Raw genomic sequence first — 19,341 nt, forward strand, 5'->3', positions numbered from 1 at the left:
CAGTTCATCTTTTTTGTGGAGTTCTCTTAGGGACTTCCAATTAAAAAAATACCCAAAAATCCCTTGTAGTGCAGGCATCTTGCCTGTTACCATCAAGGACAGGCAGGATGCCTATCCCACAAAATTGGGTAATTTATTTTTTGGTGTTCCCTAAGAGGAGAGGGTTAGTGAGATGTGCGGTGAGAGGCTTTGAACCCCCCCATTCCCTCGTAGGAAAGGATTTATACGTTTCCCAAGTTCTGATCTATAGGATATAATTCCCTTAGAGGATGTTTGAAAAGGGTAATTTATTTTTTGGTGTTCCCTTAAACGATTTCCACAGTCGGCTACCCCAATCATAAATATATGACCATCAGTGCCGTAAAAGATATTACATTAGAAAAGTTCTTAATGATGCCGGAGACCAAGCCTGCATTAGAGTTCTTGGATGGAGATATTATTCAAAAACCTATGCCTAAAGGAAGACACAGTTGTTTACAGTACGAATTATGTAATGGAATTAATCAGATTACAAAAAAGGGGAAGTTAGCCTATGCTTTTCCTGAACTCAGGTGTAGCTTTGGTAGTAGGTCAATTGTTCCTGATATAGCAGTTTTTACATGGGAACATATTCCTTTCCTTAGCAGTGGAGAAGTCCCAGATAGATTTGAACAGTCCCCAGATTGGGTAATTGAGATTCTCTCTCCTGAACAGAAATCAAATAAAGTGATTGGCAATATCTTGTATTGTATGGAGCATGGATGTAAATTAGGATGGTTTCTTGATCCTGATGATTTAAGTATTCTAGTATTTTTGTGCGATCGCCAACCAATACTGATGGAGAAAACCGATCTTCTGCCTGCATTGGCAGGAGTAGATTTAAAATTAACTGTTGATCATGTATTTGGCTGGTTGAAAATGGCTTAACTAAGCAATACATTGGACAAGATAAGAGTCTTAGAGACTTCCAATAAAAAAATACCCAAAAATTCCTTGTGGTGCAGGCATCTTGCCTGCTAACAATACAAGCAGTTCATCTTTTTTGTGGAGTTCTCTTAGAGACTTCCAATTAAAAAAATACCCAAAAATCCCTTGTGGTGCAGGCATCTTGCCTGTTACCATCAAGGACAGGCAGGATGCCTATCCCACAAAATTGAGTAATTTGTTTTTTTGTGTTCTCTAAGAGCATAAGTGTAAATTAGGATGGTTTCTTGATCCTGATGATTTAAGTATTCTAGTATTTTTGTGCGATCGCCAACCAATACTGATGGAAAAAACCGATATTCTGCCTGTATTGGCGGGAGTAGAGTTAAAATTAACTGTTGATGATGTATTTGGCTGGTTGAGAATGGCTTAATCAAGCAATACCTTAGAGAAGTTATCTCCCCGCCACCAATGTTAAATTAGTCCCTATGGGAATGCCATCGCAGGATACTATGACTGAATCAACATTGTCTAAACTAAATAACCCACAGATAGATAGTTTATCACCAGATTTTGTTAAGCCGCCGACACAAGACGAATTACTCTACGATGATGGCATTCCCATGGAGACTTACCGCCATAAACTGCAAATGGATTTACTAGTTGATCCTTTGTCATATTGGCTACGCGATAGAGATGCCTTTGTGGGCGGAAATATGTTTGTTTATTTTAGCCCCCATCAATTAAAAAATCATGATTTTCGCGGTCCAGATATGTTTGCCGTCCTAGATGTTCCCAAAGGTGAGCGTAAATGCTGGGTAACTTGGGAAGAGGGTAAAAGTCCAGATGTAGTAGTAGAGTTACTGTCTGCAAGCACCGCGTCGCGGGATAAAACAGAGAAAAAAGAAATTTACCAAAAACGGCTGCGAGTACCAGAGTATTTCTGGTTTGATCCCTTTAACTCTAGTGATTTTGCTGGGTTTAGTATGGGCAGTGATGGTTATGAGCCGATAACTCCCGATGCCCAAAATAGACTGGTTAGTAAGCAGTTAGGGTTAGCCTTAGTGCAGTGGTCGGGGGTGTTTGGCTATGCCGATACTGTTTGGTGTCGGTGGGCAACTTTGGATGGGGTTCTTTTACCTACGGAGCATGAACTGGCTCAGGAAGCACAACAGCAAGCTCAGAAAGCACAACAGCAAGCTCAGGAGGCACAACAGCAAGCTCAAGAAGCTCTGCAAAGAGCAGAGGGAGCAGAATTATTACTAGCACAAGAACAACAGAGAATGGAGAAGTTGCTGGCACAATTACGGGCAAAGGGAATAAATCTCAATGAACTCTAGTAGAATCGAAAAAACTATCAAGAATTTCTCTAAAATCACCATTGGCAAAATCTAGTACACTAGGGCGTAAATAGCATGACCATTAAAAGCTCAAAAAAATTTGATTAGACATCTCCAAAAAAGATTGTAGAGACGTTCCATGGAACGTCTCTACAGGGTTTTCAGGTCAAGCATCTTTAACTTATCAAGAAGAGAATTTCATCCAAGAAAATCCCTTAGAGATTGATGATTACTTTCGTAATCGTTTTGAATTGGTTTTACGGGAAGGAGTTGTATTTAACTCAGAGTATGCTATTTGTGAAGGAGTTATTTTTCCTATTTTAATTAAAATTTGGCAAAAGTATAAAGATAAGTTATTAATATGGAGTCATCAGCCATTAAATTTTGATGAAAGACTATCAGGTATCCCTGATTATATTGTTGCTAAAAGATCGCCTAGAGGTAAAATTGTTTTTGAGTCTCCTTATTTAATATTAGTAGAAGCTAAAAAAGACAACTTTGAGGAAGGTTGGGGACAATGTTTAGCCGAATTAATTGCTGCTCAGAAGCTAAATAATCAACCGGAACAATTATTATATGGTATTGTTTCTAATGGTAAAATATGGGAATTTGGACAACTGCGAGAACAGAATTTTATTAAAAATATCCAAGAGTATAGTATATCCAATTTAGATAAATTATTTGCCGGACTTAACTTCGTTTTTGGACAAGGTTAGTTATTCATGCCAGGAAATATGCCCAAAATAAAAATTGGCTCATGCTAAGTAAATTAAATTTCAAGAAAAAGTTGTCATTTCTTAAATCAATTGATAAACTGAGGGGGATTATTGCGAATTCAGAATCACCAAACCAACATCGATGAAAAAAACGGTGTTCTACCTGTATTAGTAGGATTAGATTTAAAAATTAACTGTTGATGATGTCTTTGACTCAATAAAATTGATATCTAGGCGATATTTAACTACTTTACAGCACTTTGCTCAACTGTTTGGCACAAAACTAAATCCTATAATCCTTGCCGCATAAACCTTTTGGACATTTAGGTGTGGCACTTTAACAATAAAAGTGCTGTATAAGCCAATATTAAGGCAATATGCAAGACGCAAAAAATTCATCGCCAATGGCGTTCACTTTCAACAGTTGCTCAATATGACTAAATCCCAACTTCAGAATTTAACAAGTGGACGAATATTAGCCCGAAATACAATTTACAGTCTTATCGGTCAGGGGGCGCCATTACTAGTAGCTGTTTTTGCAATTCCGCAACTCCTAAAAGGACTAGGTACTGATCGTTTTGGTATACTAACCCTGGCTTGGATGGTTCTTAGTTATTTCAGTTTGTTCGATTTGGGTTTGGGTAGAGCCTTAACTCAACTTGTAGCTGAAAAATTGGGACAGGAAAGTGGTGAGGAAGAAATTCCTGCTTTAGTTGGGACAGCCTCTTTCTTAATGTTGATTTTAGGGCTAATAGGAACATTAGTTTTTGTAATTTTATCACCTACGATAGTTTATAATCTTCTCAAGATTCCTACTGAATTACAAAGCGAGACTGTTGTTGTATTTTATCTACTTTCAGCCTCAGTGCCTCTGGTTACTAGCACAGCAGGAACTGTGGGTGTATTATCTGCTTTACAAAGATTTGACCTGATTAATGCAGTTCGCATTCCCTTGGGTCTATTGATGTTTCTAGGACCTCTGTTGGTATTGCCATTTTCCCATAGTCTTGTTCCAGTTATAGCTGTTTTATTAGCAGTTAGATTCTTAGCTTGGGGAATTTATATATGGCTATGCTTTCACGCCATGCCAGGGTTACAGCATCAGATACAATTTAAGAAAGCATTATTAACCCTTTTATTAAAATTCGGTGGCTGGATGACTGTAACTAACATTGTTGGTCCACTTATGGTATACATGGATAGATTTTTAATTGGAGGTTTAATTTCTGTTACTGCTGTTGCTTACTACACTACACCATATGAGGTCGTAACTAAGCTCTGGCTGATTCCTAGTTCTTTAGTTAGTGTTCTTTTCCCCGCTTTTTCTACTAGTTTCGTCCAAGAACCTCTGCGTGCAAAGCAAATGTTTAATAGGGGTGTGAAATATATTTTTTTGATATTATTCCCCATTACCTTAATAATTATTACTTTTGCCAATGAGGGATTAACTCTTTGGATAGGAAAAGATTTTGCTCAGAATAGCACCTTGGTATTGCAATGGTTGGCTGTTGGGGTTTTAATTAATAGCCTTGCTCAAGTTCCTTTTGCCCTTATTCAAGGTGTTGGACGACCAGATATTACGGCAAAATTCCATTTTATTGAGCTGCCATTTTATATGCTGATACTGTGGAAGTTTACAACAGCTTTTGGAATTGTAGGTGCATCTTACGCCTGGGTATTAAGGACAATGATAGATACTATACTTTTGTTCTATATAGCATCTAGGTTTATACCAAATAATAAATCACTAATGCAATTTATGGGTTTTGCTATAGGTGTAACCGTATTTATGTTGGCTCTTGCAACCTTAAAGTTGGAGCTTTACACGAAAGGAATATATTGTGTATTCACATTGTTGGCTTTTGTTGTCACAACATGGTTTATACTTCTAGAAACTGATGAACGGACAATGATCAAGAAGAAACTAAAGGCAGTTTAATTTTTTAGTGAGTCAAGGAATTATGGTTGAAGTAAAAGATAGTAATGAAATTCGGTCTTCTTCTTGTCCAAACTGTTATTTATGTGGTAATGAAGGTAAGTTCCTGTATCAGAGTTTAAAGGATCGCCTGTTTGGTGCGCCAGGTGAATGGAATTTAAAGAAATGTTCAAATTCTGAATGTGGTTTGGTATGGTTAGATCCAATGCCGCTTGAGGAAGATATTGGAAAAGCATATCAAAACTACTATACTCATAACATAGAATACACGAAACAAAGTGTGCTAGGGATTTTTCTCCGTAAATTTTATCATGTAGTGAAGATAATACCTTCACACTTTCTAGGAATCAGGCAAGAAGAGATACGACTTAATAATATGTATCTGGATGATATCAGTCCTGGCAAGTTGCTAGAAGTTGGTTTTGGCAATGGCAAATTTCTAAATCAGATGAGACTGGCTGGCTGGGAAGTTGAAGGGGTTGACTTCGATTCTAAAGCAGTGGAAGGTGTTCGTACAAGATATGGTTTCAATGTTCACGTTGGTAGTTTAGAGCGCATTGCTTATCCAGCTAACACTTTTGATGCAATCACCATGAGTCATGTAATCGAGCACGTATCCAAACCAGTGGTTTTATTACAAGAGTGTTACCGTATTCTTAAACCAGGTGGTTATTTAGTTTTAGTAACTCCTAATATTAATAGTTGGGGACATACAATCTTTAGATATAATTGGCGTGGACTGGAACCACCAAGACACCTTCATTTATTTGCACAAAATACAATACGAAAATGTGCTACGGAAGCAGGATTCAATAATATTAATACTTGGACTACTGCCACTAACTCAATAGGTGTGTTAAACGGTAGTCTTAGTATCCAGAAATTTGGAAATCACGAAGTATCACGAGAACCAAAATTGTTGATTTTCTTTATAGCATTAATACTTCACTATTATGAAGTGTTTTTAACTAGAAATCAGTTTGATGATGGTGAAAATCTTGTCCTATTGTGTAGAAAACACTAAAAAAAGTGACCGTTCAGGGGGTGATCAAAAAAATACCCTGTATAAGATTAAATGGAATCATCATGAAAACCAACCCAAATTTGATTTTTACAGGTTATTTTAAATAAGCAAAAGTTCTTTTTATACTGAGATTTAAACTTATTCTTTAGGCATTTATGGCATAAATCATCCCAAAACCTTGCACAAAAACAACTGTAAACATTTAGAGTAATATTCTACCCCCCGTGAACGCTTACAAAAAAATCAGATATTAATTATGATAAATACAAATAAAGTTTACATTATCCTCGTAAATTGGAATGGTTGGGCTGACACTATAGAATGCTTAGAGAGTGTTTTTAGGAATAATTATCCTAATTATTGCGTTATTGTATGCGACAACAATTCAAGTAACGGCTCTTTAGACTATATAAAAGCTTGGGCAGAAGGTAAAATAGATATTTTTTTGCCAAAAAGCCATACTTTCCACTCTTTAAGCTTCCCTCCAATTTCTAAGCCAGTTTCTTATGTACAATATGATCTAGTCCAAGCAGAAGCAGGAGGAAATAAGGAAGATGCTGATGCTAACTTGATACTAATTCAGACTGGCGCAAACTTAGGCTTTGGTGGTGGAAATAATGTTGGCTTACGCTACGCTTTATTACAAAATGACTGTGAATATGTTTGGTTACTTAATAACGACACCGTTATTGATAATGCAGCAATCAAAAAAATGGTTGAAGCTTCTAATGATTGTCTCAGCATGACTGGATCTATACTTAAATTTTATTCCCAACCTGAAAAAGTTCAAGCCTATGGGGGTGGTTATTTCTCTTCATTCACTAGTAGAGTGGTCAGCGAAACCAAGATTTTTCCCAAAAAACTGGATTTTATAAATGGAGCCAGTTTAATGATGAGTAGAGAAGTTATACAGAAGATTGGACTGTTTGATAGCAATATCTTTATGTATTTTGAAGAAAATGAGTATTGCATACGTGCCCAAAAACAAGGGATTCAAATGAAATGTGCAGATACTGTTGTCTATCATAAAATAGGTGCTTCCAGTAATGATTCGCGTGTCTATACATCATGGTTAAATATTTATAAAAACAAAATCTTCGTAATGAAGAAGCACTTTGGCTATGATTTTTGGTTATTGTTTTTTATCATATCTCTATTTTTTAATCTTATAAATCCCAAGATTAGCCAACCCAAAAAACTTGCAGTTATAGAGATTATTTTCAAGCTTCCCAAACTCTTAACAGTTTTCTCTGACTAATGAAGTAACGAAGGAGTGTGTATTGATAGCGATATGCAATTGAATGAGATAGAGTCATTAAAATTGCAAAACCTGCTTTGTTATTAGATGCTAATTAACTTGGCATTTTGTCTAATAATTTAGCATAACAAATACTGAAAAGCCAAAATTATATGTTCGATATGATTTTTGATTGGATATGTCTATACATACAAATTGGTCTACTAGGGATTCTAATTGTTCGAGAGTTTCTTTATAGTCGCAACCGTAACTTGTATATAATATTAATTTCATTCACGATGTTGGTTTTAGTTCAAGGACAAGCATGGTGGATTTTAAATCAGTTCCAACAAGGAGAGGCAAATATTGTACATCTGTATCAATCAATAAGTTTAGAAGGCACACGATTAGCAAATCTTTATGCTGGTTTATGTGTTATTAGTCTAGTCATAACTTATGTATTTATGGCACGGCACAAATTCAAACTACCCTTGCCATCACAGTTATACGACCAAGTTTTAATTCCAACGCAACAGACAAACTCTCTTTTTTCATATGTCCTAATAGCAAGTTGGGTTATTATATTTGGTGCGATGTTGATACTTCTTCTAGGTGGATTGCAAGCAGCTATAGATAGTCCAGGAACATCTGTTGGTGGTCAGACTATGCTGTTGATATTTGTAAGTTTAGGGAAGATGCCTTTGCTTCATAAAATTTCAGTTAAACAAAGGGTAAACATTTATGACATACTAATTTTCGCTATAACTTTCTTCCTCACTTTGATCAATTCCCGCTTTATAGGCGTATTTATGCTTGTTCAAGTGCTGTTATTATTTAACTACTGCCATAAACAAGTTTCGCGTCGTTGGATGCTTGGTGGTATTTTAATACTTATTTTTATCTTTATTGTATATGGATTGTATAGAGATAATGGTGCTACAAATATTGGTTTGGACTGGCATGAAAAGTTAGATGACTTGTTTAACCGCTTCAGTCAGGACGAAAACCCGGTTAATTGGTTTTATCGTACTAATGTTGAAGGATTTGTGGGTTTAGCAGGTATTCTAACTTATGAAGGCCAAGTTGGTGGAATTGACCATGATTTTGGGTTATCGAACCTCACCTTATTTACGCAACTTATACCAAACGTAATTCGTAATGACCAATATTTAGTTGCTGCTCTAGCAGACTTTTTAGATTCCTTGTATCCATATTCTCAAGGTTCAGTTGTTGCACCAGGACTTGAAATTGCCTATGCCCACTTTGGGTTGTTTGGCATTATACTTATGGGTTTTTTGCTCGGCTATTTAGCAGATTTTTTACATAGAAAAATGCTTGACCACAGACAGGATCGATTTCTAGTAGCTTTGCTGTCAGTACAATCTATGAATATAGTCCGAAATATGCTTCGGATTGTTCTGTTTTTTGGATTGGCAGATTTAACAATGCTCTTAGCTTATAGACTGATATTAAATTTTGGAAAAAAGCAAGATAAGCGAGCAGATTCCAAGAGTTAAGTACCTGGACAGAATTAATTACATATTATTTATTTACCAATCCTTTGTCCATTAAGGATTTCATTCCAAATGTTTGTGTAATTAATTTTGTCCCATTACTTATTAGGTTGTTTATTTGATGACAACGAAATTGTTCTTTTATATAAGGAATTGTAAAATGATTAAAAGCTTTGAATCAGACTGTCAATATATCATTAATGCAGCACATAATTTTGCAGTCAAAAATCCAGATTTTACATCTGATGTAGGACATATTGATAATTTTCCAGGTGCCGCAGTTTACGTTCGAGATGCTGCTAAAATTTCTTCTTATTTGCTACCTGGAAGCAGGATTCTTGATTGGGGTTGTGGTTACGGACAGCTATCTTATCTGCTAGCAAAAAATGGCTATCAAGTTGATGCTTGTGATTGGTCAAAAGATCTTAAAATACCAGAATTTCTGGATTCAGGGATAAACTATTTTCCCTTGACTTCGCCTGTTCAGATTCATGTTCCTGATGCCTCATTTGATGTTGTGATTTCCAGTGGAACTCTAGAACATGCTCACAACATTATCGATTCATTAAAAGAAATTCGTAGAATCCTCAAACCAGGCGGTTGGTTTTTCATATTTCGGTTTCCTGCAGAGTATTCTATTTCTGAATACATCGCCCGTAAATCCGGGCGCTGGTCTCATGCAGTACGTATGTCAAAATCAGAATTGCAATTTATGTTAAGGATGTTCAGCTTCAGGGTTGATCAGATTGGGTATGATAGCTTTCTGCCCATCTTTCTAGGAAGACAATTAAAATTCTTGCGCCCGATACGTGAACAGCTAGATACCCCAATAACATATCTTGATAAAGTTTTGACATCGCTCCCAATTATATCAGCTTTCTCGACATCAATATATTGCTTTGCTCAGATTAATACCGAATACACTGAAAATTTTTAATCGTGATATTTCATTTAGTCAAGGTTCTCTTTGGTTTCTGCTAAAGAGGTTTATCGATAAATTATGGTGGGTTATAGGCTATAAGCCTTAATTATGCTGGATTATTACTTTGCATCAACACCATAATTTATTTCAACATGAAATAGTCATTAACCCTACCTGCTATTTACGATTACGTCAAGACTGAAGGAGTACCTTTAATTGATTATTGGAATTGATACCCGCTTTGCACTCAAAAAGCGTAGGGGAATAGGCAACTATACCCTCAATTTATTGCAATCTTTAGCAAAAATAGATCAGGAAAATCAGTATTTTCTTTATACAGATCAACCTGATTCTGAAAATATTTTACCAAAAGCTGCAAATTTTGAAGTTAGAATCCTAGTCCCAGCCAATTATTTACTATGGGAACAGCTAGTTCTGCCAAGACAAGCAATTAAAGATGGTATAGACGTACTTCATTGCACTGCTAACACATCTCCAGTTTTTCTAAAAAAAAGTACAAAACTGATAGTCACTATTCATGATGTGATGTATCTGAAAGATTCCGTACTATTGCCAAAGTCAAATGTTGCTTATCAAAGACTAGGTAGGATATACAGAAGTGCTATTGTCAGCAAAACTATTAGAAATGCTACTAAAGTGATTACAGTTTCTAACTTTTCTAAAAGTGATATTTTGCATCACTTCCCCAGTCTTCAAACAAGCTCAATTATAACTACCTATGAAGCACCGGATGCTTCATTTAGCATACTTGACAGGGGAAACGCATCTAAAATTATCAAGAATAGTTTTAATCTATCTGGAAAGTATTTATTAACTTTAGGTGGTACAGATCCACGAAAAAACACAAAATTAGTTATTAGAGCTTTTTCAAAGCTAAAGCAAACGAAAAACATTAATGAAAAGTTAGTTATCGTAGGAATTCCAAACTGGAAGCAGTCTGAATTTTATGATCTTGTTTGTTTGCTTCAATGCGAAAATGATGTTATTTTTACGGACTATGTTACTCAAGAGGAATTAGTATATCTCTATAATTGTGCCACATTATTTATCTATCCTTCTTTATATGAAGGCTTTGGTATCCCACCCTTAGAATCAATGGTTTGTGGTACTCCAGTTATTACCTCCAATACAACATCTATTCCTGAAATTGTTGGAGATGCCGCTTTGCAAGTAGACCCCACCAATCAAGAAGAACTTGAATCAGCAGTATATAAATTATTAGTTGACCATTCTTTAAGAGATAACTTAATTCAACGTGGATTAGCAAGAGCAAAGCAATTTTCTTGGCGAAGAATGGCTGAAGAAACTCTAGATATCTATAAATCTATTATTGCCGATGATAATAACTTATGAAAATACTTTTTGTTACTCCGAGATTTCCTTATCCTCTGTTACGAGGAGATCAGTTTATACCTTATCATCGCCTTCGCATATTAAGTCAGCGACATGAACTTACATTGTTAACCCTTTATCATAGTGCCTGGGAACTAGAAAATATTGATCGGATACGTCCGTACTGTAAAGCAATATATCCTGTTCATCTCCCTAAATGGCAATCACTTATCAATGTAGGAAAAGGTTTATTTACTTCACAATTACCTCTTCAAGCTTGTTACTACTTTTCTAGTAAATTTCAGCAACAGCTAGATTCGATTTTGGCAGCCAATAAGTTTGATGTAGTTCATACTTTTATGATGAGGATAGCCCCTTATTTTCATCATATACATACCCCTAAAATTATAGAACTGATTGACTCGATGCAATTAAATTTAGAGCGTCGTGTAGCTTTAGAATCTTTTCCTAAGCGCTTGATTTTTCAGAAGGAACTTCGACGAGTCACCCGTTATGAACGTGATTTACCTAACTTATTTAATAATTTGGTAGTTGTATCTGAAAAGGATGCACAACTAATTCCTAGTGAACGAGTAAAGGTTATCCCCTTCGGAATAGATACTGAATTTTTTAGTTTACAAAAACAACCACCAATAGAACCAACCCTAATTTTTTCTGGAAATATGAGTTATGCACCTAATATTCATGCTGTTAAGTGGTTTGTTGAACTTTGTCTACCCATAATTCAACAAACAATTCCTGATATTACACTTTTGATTGCTGGAGCAAACCCTACAACAGAAGTTCGCAGTTTAGAGCAAAAGAGAGGAGTTATAGTCACTGGCTTTGTAAAGTCTATGCCAGAAACTCTAAAAAAAGCTAAGATTGCGATCGCTCCCATGCAATCAGGATCAGGTATGCAAAGCAAAATTCTGGAAGCAATGGCTTCTGGACTACCTGTAGTTACTACAACCTTGGGACTTGGTTCTCTGAGTGCAAACCCTGACAAGGAAATTTTGATAGCAGATAGTCCAGAAGATTTTGCGAAAGCTACGATTACTCTACTACAAAACTCTGATCTAGCTAGAGAGATTAGAAATCTTGCAAGACAATTTGTTGTTAATAAATATAGCTGGGAATTTTCAGCTAACCAAGTTGAAAACCTGTACAATCATATAATGCTTGATACAAGCAGATAAACTGAAGTTTTCAAGCAAAGAAATCTAAATAATACATCCCACATTCCGCACCCCCCAGTGTCACAATCGGTAATTTCGGATTTTTGAATACCTTTGATGATAATTTTGATACAAAATCGTCGAAATCTTAGGTGGCGATAGCGAAGCGCTGCTGCAAGCAGTTCGCCAATCTCAAATCCCCAAACGACCATTTTTCGTTGTGTGACAGTTTAGGGTGCGGAAGGTCGGATACATAGGAGTAACATAAATTATGTTTGGAAGATCATTGAGTAGAGTTTTCAGAGCATTATTTGACTATAGAAACTATCTATCAGTTATAAAAGCACCTTTTGTATACGTGAATCCTATCCTGGATTTTCTGGAAGGCTATATCCTCCAAAATGGTAATTATCCGCGTATAGTTCGTCTCAAAACTCCAATTGGAGTTAATTCAATAGAGATATTGAACTCCTTGGACACATTTACTATTAACGAAATATTTTGTTGGGAAATTTATTATACCGACAATCAGCCTAAAGTAATTGTTGATCTCGGTTCAAATATTGGTGTATCTGAACTATATTTTTTATCTAGAAATAATAGCAGCATTGTCTATGGCTTTGAACCAGTACCTAAGCTATATGAGCAACTTCAAAACAACATAAGTCAATTTAAGGATAGAGCTTTCAATCAGAGGGTTGCTATAAGCGACACAAGTGGTATAACTCAGATGGGAGTAGAAAATTCAGGTAGATATGGAGGAATCGGAGTCAAAAGTGAATCTCAAATAACAGTTCAGACTATCGATATTAATTTCGCACTATCACAAGTTCTGGATTCTCATAAATTTATTGATATTCTCAAAATGGATATTGAAGGTTTGGAAGAGATAGCAATAAACTCAATAGATATAGATATTCTCTCAAGGATAAAACTAATCTACGTTGAGGCTGGCGATGATAACAAGTTTTTTCCACAAAACCTAAAAAAAAGCTTCAAACATTTTTCTCATCGAGGAATCTGTAAATACGTCAATACTTTATTATAAAAAATGACTAAAAAAGCGCTAATCACCGGATTAACGGGTCAAGATGGCTCATATCTTGCCGAACTCCTCCTATCCAAAGGATACCAAGTATTTGGCTTAGTCCGTCGTTCCAGTTCTGGAAACCTTGAACGGATTAATCACCTCAGTGGTACTGTTGAAATTCTTTCTGGTGATCTCCTAGATCAATCCTCACTCATGGATGTGATTACAGAATCCCAACCCGACGAAATTTATAACCTGGCTTCTCAAAGCTATATTCCTACATCCTGGACACAACCATCTCTCACTGCGGAATACACTGCTTTGGGTGTTTCTCGTCTCTTAGAATCCATTCGTCGTTGTAAATCTGATGCGAGATTTTACCAAGCCTCCAGCAGTGAAGTTTTTGGTCAGCCTGACGTATCTCCCCAAAACGAGCTTACTGCCTTCCGCCCCCGCAATCCCTACGGTGTCGCCAAGGCATATGCCCATTGGATGACTATCAATTATCGCCAACAATATAACCTTTACACTTGCTGCGGTATTACATATACTCACGAATCACCCCGACGTGGTGCAGAATTTGTATTTCGTAAAATCACCCGAACTGCGGCCATGATTAAGCTGGGATTAGCTAATCAATTAAAATTGGGAAATTTAGATGCCCATCGTGATTGGTGCTACGCCAAAGATGCTGTACACGCTATGTGGTTGATGTTACAGCAACAGCAGCCTGATGATTATATTATTGCTAGTGGTGAAACCCACTCAGTTAAGGAACTGGTAGAGTGTGCTTTTAAATTTGTGGGATTAAATTGGCAAGATTACGTAGTAGTTGATCCGGCTTTTTACAGACCAGATGAATCAGTGCAATTAGTGGGTAGTATTGATAAAATTCACAACCAATTAGGTTGGAAACCTGAATATTCCTTTGAACAATTGGTAGAACTAATGGTAGATCATGACCTGAAGGAATTAGTAAACAGTTAACTTCTTGTAAATATTGATGGTATGTGAAAAAAATAGAAGTACATTTTAAGTAAAAATTCTGACCTATATCCCAATGAAGGTACAGCAATAGGTGTAACTACAATCCCTTCACTACCAAGAACAATAGCAGCGAACTGCTTGCAGCAGCGCTTACGCGATCGCTGTCCTCACAAATTATAGTAGATAAACCAAGGGCGATCGCTAAAACCAGCCATACTAATCTATACTTGCCCTTTCTAAAAATACTACTCATAGCGATCGCGTCAGCAGTTCGCCATTGAAATCTCACTAACAACTACTCACGAGATAAATTACCTTACCTATCCTCAAACTTTCTTTTCCTGTGCTAAAGTCAAAACCTGCACATACAGCCGGTCTGAAATTCTCATTTCCTATGCTTGCATCTCATTTAAAACATCCTTAACACTAGCCAACACACCCTATAGTGTACAAATTGTATAGGTTAACAGAAGAGGAGATTAAGATAATTCAGGATAGTATAAAACAGAAATAACTGGCGATCGCTATAATAAAACTAGACTAATTAACTTGTAACTTATCATGGAAAACATTACCATTCAAGTTGACCCAGAAATTGCCAAAGCGTACCGAGAAGCAGAACCAGAAAAACAGCAAAAAATCCAAATATTTCTCAACATAATGCTGCAAAAAGCAGTCAGTCAAAAACCACTCTTAGATATCATGGAAGAAGCGAGTCAACAAGCCATTGCTAACGGAATGACCCCAGAAATTTTAGAATCTATTCTCAACGATGAAAACTAACAGCTTGTCTGGCTTCCTCCCACGATGGTAACAATAGAAACTCCCATTCACCAGTATTATCGTTAGCAACGGCTATAGCTGTTTCCTCTTGTCTCCAATCGTTATCTGACATATTTTACATCGTGGCAAGTAGCCGATTAAGTATAGATCATAGTTATCTGAAAACCTAATCCAACAAATTTATCAAGCTTTAGCAGATAACCCTATCAGCTAACTACTCACGCAATATTGACCTGTAATACCTCTGTTTTGAGTTTCAGGTAGAAACCAGTCATGCAAAAGTGATATCGGCTGTTTTAGAGGCATATAGAAAGAGTTGATTTATGATTGCGTTTAATCAAGTCAATACAAAGCTTATTTGTGTAACGACATATGTGATACCATATAAATAATACTCTTTATCATCATTACTGACTGTATCCAAACAATAGGTAACAAAACAATGATTAGTTAGTCTAATCGGTTTTGATGCTTATGGCGTTTACAGATTATCTGATAATGACAATAGTTAAATGGTGCAAAATAAAAGAATAGTAGAACTGTGTTCATTACTATCCCTTTTTATTACTGTATTTATTTGAAGTGGTGTTATTTGCATTTTGATAATGCAGTTAAAACTCAGGTACTTGAACCTGTCTTATTGTACCCGCGTAATGTTTCATAATTATTTCAGGTGAATTACCTACCCATTTAGCAACCTGCACAACACTCACACCAGTCTCTAAGCAATTTGTGATAAACGTATGTCGTGTATGGTATTGAGGACGGTAAGGAACATTTAACTCAGATAACACAGTTTTCCAGGCTCGATTAAGGAAGTTATGAGCATCAATTAAACCGCCTTTGGGAGCTTTAAAGACTGGTGTATCTGCATTAGCATTACTTGGTTTAATGGAAAGTAACAACTCTTTGAGTGATTGATTAATAGGGAATTTGCGGCTCTTATGAGTTTTGGTGTCTTTACGATTACCTTCTACAACTGCTTCACTGAAGGTAATTAAAGTTAAATTACTACTGATATGTCCCCAAATTAACCCTATAGCTTCAGAAGTCCTACAACCCGTCATAAACAGAAATCTAACATAATTTGTGTAGTGATTGTAGTACGTATTTCTCTCAAAAGCCGCAATAATCTGTTCTTGCTCACTTTTGTTAAATGGGTTGATTGTTTCATCTTCATCTTTCACAGCTACTCTTATCTTCTGTGACATCCCTATAAATGGGTTACTACTAATCAACTCACAATCTATTGCCCAATCACAACAAGCTTTTAATTGAGTCAAAACACGCTTTGTTGCATTTGGTGTTAATTTCTCTAGCAAGAAATCTCTGATTATTACCGCTTCTAAAAGGTTGTGTGTTGGTAAACTAGCAATATGGTTTCTAGTTTTCTGAAAATCCTTATTTATAGTGGTTATACTCAAAGTCTTGGACTTATAAGTTGTGTATTTATCCCATAAATCAATCAATGTTGGTAGTTGCTGACTTTCTGTTATAGGTGCAACAAGTGTTAAATGAATTTGAGGTTTATATTTAGCTAATGTGGGGTCAAAGCGTTCAAATGCAATATCTGATTCTATCTGTTTAGCTTTAGCCTCAGCAAGCTTGCGATTTTCTGATGTATCTGACATTCCCAAAGTGAGATACTTTTGTTTTCCTCCATATAGGTGACGTGGTAAACGCAGTCTGAGTCTGTCTTGGAACGTTTCGACACCGACTGAACCTTTAGATGCTTTCTGTTCCACCTTCATAAGAATACCCAGTAAGTGGGAAACTCAGCGGCTTTAGCCGGTGAGAGGGAAACGACATGGGCGGTAATAAAGGCTTTGAATCTTTTTTCATTACCGCCTTGGAGTTGGTAAATTCGGTGTACTTTTGTAATGTACTTTCAACGGGACAATTACCGATTCAAATTTCCCAACTCTGTACGCATAATGTTTTGCTCACTCATAGCCTCCCATTTCTGGGGTAATGTTAGCCGATGCCTACGGCACGCTGCGCGAACGACCAGTTATAAGAGCTTTTTAGACTTGCAGCACTGTTTCAGTGACCTTAAAACTGTTTAATTGCAAATGACAGAGCAGGGAACTAGTGAAGCAGCGCGGTCTTGGGGGTTTCCCCCATGAGCGACTGCTGAACCCCGAAGGGGCTACGCATTCCGGGGTGTCGTGACTCAAATAAAGGCTACCCTTAGACTATGCTTAGGGTGGTCTGGTCAGTACGGCTTGCTTGATTACTCTTGCAAGCCCAGTCCCTTTAGGGCTGGGTTACTGACATTCCTTCCGTCCTTGTGACTATGATTTATCCTCTTATCTAGACTATCATAGATAGTCAATTCATAGTCAAAGTTAAGCCCAAAAATGCAAAAACTCCCAAAGGAAATTTACTTTATTACAGTAGAATTTATCTAAATACCTTGATTACTAAGGTTTTCAGCTATTTTAATCAATGCCAGGAACGAGACTTGAACTCGTGGCACGTGGATTTTCAGTCCACTGCTCTACCAACTGAGCTATCCCGGCGGGCTTCTTTTACCACTGTTATTAACGTTAGCATGAGAAAAAAGATTAGTCAAGGGGTTATTGAAAATAATTTTTAGCTAATCTTCATTGTCAACTTCACCCAGCTAAACACAGTCACAAATACCAGAAATTGCACAAAAACAATACTTGGTCCAGATGCTAGGTTAAACAAACCAGAAACCATCATTCCCGCAATACTACTGCTACAGCCGACAACCACCGATAGAATCAGGAAGCGGCTGAAATGGTGACTCATAAGTTTGGCTGTAGCAGCCGGAATTACCAAAAACGCATTTACTAATAAAACACCAACGGCTTTAATTGCTACAGCTACGGCAAGAGAAAGCAAAACAACGAATCCATAGCGATATAACTGTACAGGTATGCCTTGCACTTGAGCAACGTCGGGATTAAGAGTTAACAGAATCTGTTGCGGCAGAGTTGATAATAAAAAAACGCTACTACCAACAAGTACCAATAGCGTCAAAATTAAATCTGTGTTATCTATAGCCAAAATATCGCCAAATAGTACCCCCATTAAGTTACCGCGATATCCTTTAATAAAACTGGTGAGAATCACACCGATCGCTAATGCCCCAGATAGCACTATGCTGAGAACGCTATCACTAGCCAAATCAGTTTTATCAATTAGGTAGAGAACAACAACTCCAAAGATTAAGGTAAACGGGAGTAACATCCAGGCAGGATTAGTGTTGAGTAACACGCCTAATGCCACACCTACCAAGGCTGCATGACCAACGGCATGACTAAAAAAGGATAATTGCCGTAATGTAACGAAACTGCCCAATAACCCGCCTAAAATGCCCATTAATACAGCACCCATAATGGCACGCTGCATAAAGGGAAATTGTAATAAATTCACCAAGTCATGATAGTTAATGGTCATACTGAGAGGAGTTCGGAGTTCGGAGTTCGGAGTTCGGAGTTCAGGAGTTCAGGAGTTCAGGAGTTCAGGAGTTCAGAAGGAAGAAATTTCTCCCCAACTCCCCCAACTCCCCCAACTCCCCCAACTCCCCCAACTTCCTCTGCCCCCCGTTCCCTAATGATGATGTTCATAGCGACTAAAACCAGGACCATAGGTAGCTAAAAGATTTTGTGGTGAAAGGGCTATTTCGGGTTTACCGGAACAGACAAGAGTTTGATTGAGACAGATGACGCGATCGCAATGACGGCTTACCATATCAATATCGTGGGAAACTTGCAACACTGTCCAACTCTCTTCTCGTTTTAATTCATTTAACAAAGCATAAAAATCCGTTGTTCCTTGGACATCTACCCCTGCAAAAGCTTCATCCAATACTAACAACTTTCGCGGTGTTACCAAACAATAAGCTAATAATACCCGTTTGAGTTGACCACCGCTAAGAGTCCCAATAGCCTGATTTCGCAAGCGATAAGCATCAGTCCGGTGTAAAGCTGTGATAACTGCTGCTGATATTTCCCGTTTTTGTTGCCAAAATTTCGAGAAAAATGAATGTTTTTTATTCCCTATTCCTAAAGCTACTAATTCACTAACCGAAATGGGAAAACTGCGATCAAAAATAAAGTTTTGTGGCATATATCCCATCCAATTCCGCAGATTTCCTAGTCTGGAAATTGGGCGACCAAAAACTTCAATTGTTCCAGCACTTCGGGGAATTAAATCTAAAATAGCCTTGATTAAGGTACTTTTCCCAGCCCCATTCGGACCAACTATGGCTGTATCTGTTCCTGCTAACAATTCAAAGGAAACATCTCGCACAGCTAGATAGCTGCTTTGGTAGACTGTTAACCCAGAAACTTTTAATATTGGTAATGTAAATTCTGCTTGTTCGTCAGTCATGTAATTTAGGATTTAAGATGCCAATAATTTATAGTGATATGGCAGGAGTCAGA

General features: G+C 37.0%; 18 protein-coding genes and 1 tRNA gene. 13 read left to right on the forward strand and 6 right to left on the reverse strand.

The features are described from left to right. Positions 1–345: 345 nt before the first annotated feature. The 12 genes from NG743_RS11490 to NG743_RS11545 all read left to right on the forward strand — a co-directional run bounded on the left by NG743_RS11490 (position 346) and on the right by NG743_RS11545 (position 14,140). Complete coding sequence (locus tag NG743_RS11490; RefSeq protein WP_257122013.1) at positions 346–906, forward strand: Uma2 family endonuclease; 561 nt, start codon at positions 346–348, stop codon at positions 904–906. Between the two features lie 509 nt (positions 907–1,415). Beyond that, positions 1,416–2,243 carry a Uma2 family endonuclease gene (locus tag NG743_RS11495; protein WP_257122014.1) on the forward strand — a complete coding sequence of 276 codons (828 nt, stop codon included), beginning with the start codon at positions 1,416–1,418 and terminating at the stop codon, positions 2,241–2,243. A 251-nt stretch (positions 2,244–2,494) separates the two neighbouring features. Next, on the forward strand, positions 2,495–2,959 hold the full coding sequence (locus NG743_RS11500) for a hypothetical protein (RefSeq protein ID WP_306459843.1): 465 nt from the start codon (positions 2,495–2,497) through the stop codon (positions 2,957–2,959). 433 nt (positions 2,960–3,392) lie between these two features. Continuing rightward, positions 3,393–4,898 carry a flippase gene (locus NG743_RS11505; protein ID WP_257122015.1) on the forward strand — a complete coding sequence of 502 codons (1,506 nt, stop codon included), beginning with the start codon at positions 3,393–3,395 and terminating at the stop codon, positions 4,896–4,898. A gap of 22 nt (positions 4,899–4,920) precedes the next feature. Beyond that, positions 4,921–5,919, forward strand: a complete 999-nt coding sequence (locus NG743_RS11510; protein WP_257122016.1) for a class I SAM-dependent methyltransferase — start codon at positions 4,921–4,923, stop codon at positions 5,917–5,919. A gap of 256 nt (positions 5,920–6,175) precedes the next feature. Further along, a complete protein-coding gene (locus NG743_RS11515; RefSeq protein WP_168642805.1) occupies positions 6,176–7,177 on the forward strand; it encodes a glycosyltransferase family 2 protein in 1,002 nt (333 codons plus the stop codon). A gap of 278 nt (positions 7,178–7,455) precedes the next feature. Then, positions 7,456–8,673, forward strand: coding sequence for a hypothetical protein (locus tag NG743_RS11520; RefSeq protein WP_168642806.1), 1,218 nt, complete (start codon positions 7,456–7,458; stop codon positions 8,671–8,673). Between the two features lie 157 nt (positions 8,674–8,830). Next, positions 8,831–9,607, forward strand: coding sequence for a class I SAM-dependent methyltransferase (locus tag NG743_RS11525; RefSeq protein WP_190589115.1), 777 nt, complete (start codon positions 8,831–8,833; stop codon positions 9,605–9,607). Positions 9,608–9,808: 201 nt separating this feature from the next. Then, a complete protein-coding gene (locus tag NG743_RS11530) occupies positions 9,809–10,966 on the forward strand; it encodes a glycosyltransferase family 4 protein (protein WP_190484383.1) in 1,158 nt (385 codons plus the stop codon). Continuing rightward, the gene (locus NG743_RS11535) at positions 10,963–12,144 is read left to right on the forward strand and encodes a glycosyltransferase family 4 protein (RefSeq protein WP_257122017.1); all 1,182 of its coding nucleotides are present in this window, start codon (positions 10,963–10,965) and stop codon (positions 12,142–12,144) included. The genes NG743_RS11530 and NG743_RS11535 overlap by 4 nt, the downstream gene beginning before the upstream one ends. Before the next feature lie 250 nt (positions 12,145–12,394). Then, entirely contained in the window at positions 12,395–13,171 is a 777-nt protein-coding gene (locus tag NG743_RS11540) for an FkbM family methyltransferase (RefSeq protein WP_257122018.1), read from the forward strand. 3 nt (positions 13,172–13,174) lie between these two features. Then, positions 13,175–14,140 carry a GDP-mannose 4,6-dehydratase gene (locus NG743_RS11545; RefSeq protein ID WP_257122019.1) on the forward strand — a complete coding sequence of 322 codons (966 nt, stop codon included), beginning with the start codon at positions 13,175–13,177 and terminating at the stop codon, positions 14,138–14,140. A gap of 97 nt (positions 14,141–14,237) precedes the next feature. Here NG743_RS11545 and NG743_RS11550 read toward each other — a convergent pair whose 3' ends face one another. Beyond that, positions 14,238–14,435 carry a hypothetical protein gene (locus NG743_RS11550; protein ID WP_257122020.1) on the reverse strand — a complete coding sequence of 66 codons (198 nt, stop codon included), beginning with the start codon at positions 14,433–14,435 and terminating at the stop codon, positions 14,238–14,240. Positions 14,436–14,701: 266 nt separating this feature from the next. Here NG743_RS11550 and NG743_RS11555 point away from each other — a divergent pair, with 266 nt between their 5' ends. Then, positions 14,702–14,923 carry a hypothetical protein gene (locus NG743_RS11555; RefSeq protein WP_027402947.1) on the forward strand — a complete coding sequence of 74 codons (222 nt, stop codon included), beginning with the start codon at positions 14,702–14,704 and terminating at the stop codon, positions 14,921–14,923. Here the strand turns inward: NG743_RS11555 and NG743_RS11560 are convergent. From NG743_RS11560 to NG743_RS11580, 5 genes are all read right to left on the reverse strand, one after another. After that, positions 14,907–15,035 (reverse strand): hypothetical protein, encoded by a 129-nt coding sequence (locus NG743_RS11560; protein ID WP_257122021.1) that lies wholly within the window; start codon positions 15,033–15,035, stop codon positions 14,907–14,909. The genes NG743_RS11555 and NG743_RS11560 overlap by 17 nt on opposite strands. Positions 15,036–15,534: 499 nt before the next feature. Continuing rightward, positions 15,535–16,674 (reverse strand): tyrosine-type recombinase/integrase, encoded by a 1,140-nt coding sequence (locus tag NG743_RS11565; RefSeq protein ID WP_027402948.1) that lies wholly within the window; start codon positions 16,672–16,674, stop codon positions 15,535–15,537. Positions 16,675–17,372: 698 nt separating this feature from the next. Further along, a tRNA-Phe gene (locus NG743_RS11570) sits at positions 17,373–17,445 on the reverse strand. A gap of 73 nt (positions 17,446–17,518) precedes the next feature. Continuing rightward, positions 17,519–18,352 carry a metal ABC transporter permease gene (locus tag NG743_RS11575; protein WP_193963937.1) on the reverse strand — a complete coding sequence of 278 codons (834 nt, stop codon included), beginning with the start codon at positions 18,350–18,352 and terminating at the stop codon, positions 17,519–17,521. A 153-nt stretch (positions 18,353–18,505) separates the two neighbouring features. Next, complete coding sequence (locus NG743_RS11580) at positions 18,506–19,288, reverse strand: metal ABC transporter ATP-binding protein (RefSeq protein WP_257122022.1); 783 nt, start codon at positions 19,286–19,288, stop codon at positions 18,506–18,508. Positions 19,289–19,341 lie beyond the last annotated feature (53 nt).

The organism is Dolichospermum heterosporum TAC447 (assembly GCF_024584745.1).
Taxonomy (GTDB): Bacteria; Cyanobacteriota; Cyanobacteriia; order Cyanobacteriales; family Nostocaceae; genus Dolichospermum; species Dolichospermum heterosporum.

Excerpts from the sequence above, each read along its gene's own strand:
- NG743_RS11490 (WP_257122013.1), top strand. The coding sequence starts at position 346 with ATGACCATCAGTGCCGTAAAAGATATTACATTAGAAAAGTTCTTAATG.
- NG743_RS11495 (WP_257122014.1), top strand. The coding sequence starts at position 1,416 with ATGACTGAATCAACATTGTCTAAACTAAATAACCCACAGATAGATAGT.
- NG743_RS11505 (WP_257122015.1), top strand. The coding sequence starts at position 3,393 with ATGACTAAATCCCAACTTCAGAATTTAACAAGTGGACGAATATTAGCC.
- NG743_RS11510 (WP_257122016.1), top strand. The coding sequence starts at position 4,921 with ATGGTTGAAGTAAAAGATAGTAATGAAATTCGGTCTTCTTCTTGTCCA.
- NG743_RS11515 (WP_168642805.1), top strand. The coding sequence starts at position 6,176 with ATGATAAATACAAATAAAGTTTACATTATCCTCGTAAATTGGAATGGT.
- NG743_RS11520 (WP_168642806.1), top strand. The coding sequence starts at position 7,456 with ATGTTGGTTTTAGTTCAAGGACAAGCATGGTGGATTTTAAATCAGTTC.
- NG743_RS11525 (WP_190589115.1), top strand. The coding sequence starts at position 8,831 with ATGATTAAAAGCTTTGAATCAGACTGTCAATATATCATTAATGCAGCA.
- NG743_RS11535 (WP_257122017.1), top strand. The coding sequence starts at position 10,963 with ATGAAAATACTTTTTGTTACTCCGAGATTTCCTTATCCTCTGTTACGA.
- NG743_RS11540 (WP_257122018.1), top strand. The coding sequence starts at position 12,395 with ATGTTTGGAAGATCATTGAGTAGAGTTTTCAGAGCATTATTTGACTAT.
- NG743_RS11545 (WP_257122019.1), top strand. The coding sequence starts at position 13,175 with ATGACTAAAAAAGCGCTAATCACCGGATTAACGGGTCAAGATGGCTCA.
- NG743_RS11555 (WP_027402947.1), top strand. The coding sequence starts at position 14,702 with ATGGAAAACATTACCATTCAAGTTGACCCAGAAATTGCCAAAGCGTAC.
- NG743_RS11560 (WP_257122021.1), bottom strand. The coding sequence starts at position 15,035 with ATGTCAGATAACGATTGGAGACAAGAGGAAACAGCTATAGCCGTTGCT.
- NG743_RS11565 (WP_027402948.1), bottom strand. The coding sequence starts at position 16,674 with ATGAAGGTGGAACAGAAAGCATCTAAAGGTTCAGTCGGTGTCGAAACG.
- NG743_RS11575 (WP_193963937.1), bottom strand. The coding sequence starts at position 18,352 with ATGACCATTAACTATCATGACTTGGTGAATTTATTACAATTTCCCTTT.
- NG743_RS11580 (WP_257122022.1), bottom strand. The coding sequence starts at position 19,288 with ATGACTGACGAACAAGCAGAATTTACATTACCAATATTAAAAGTTTCT.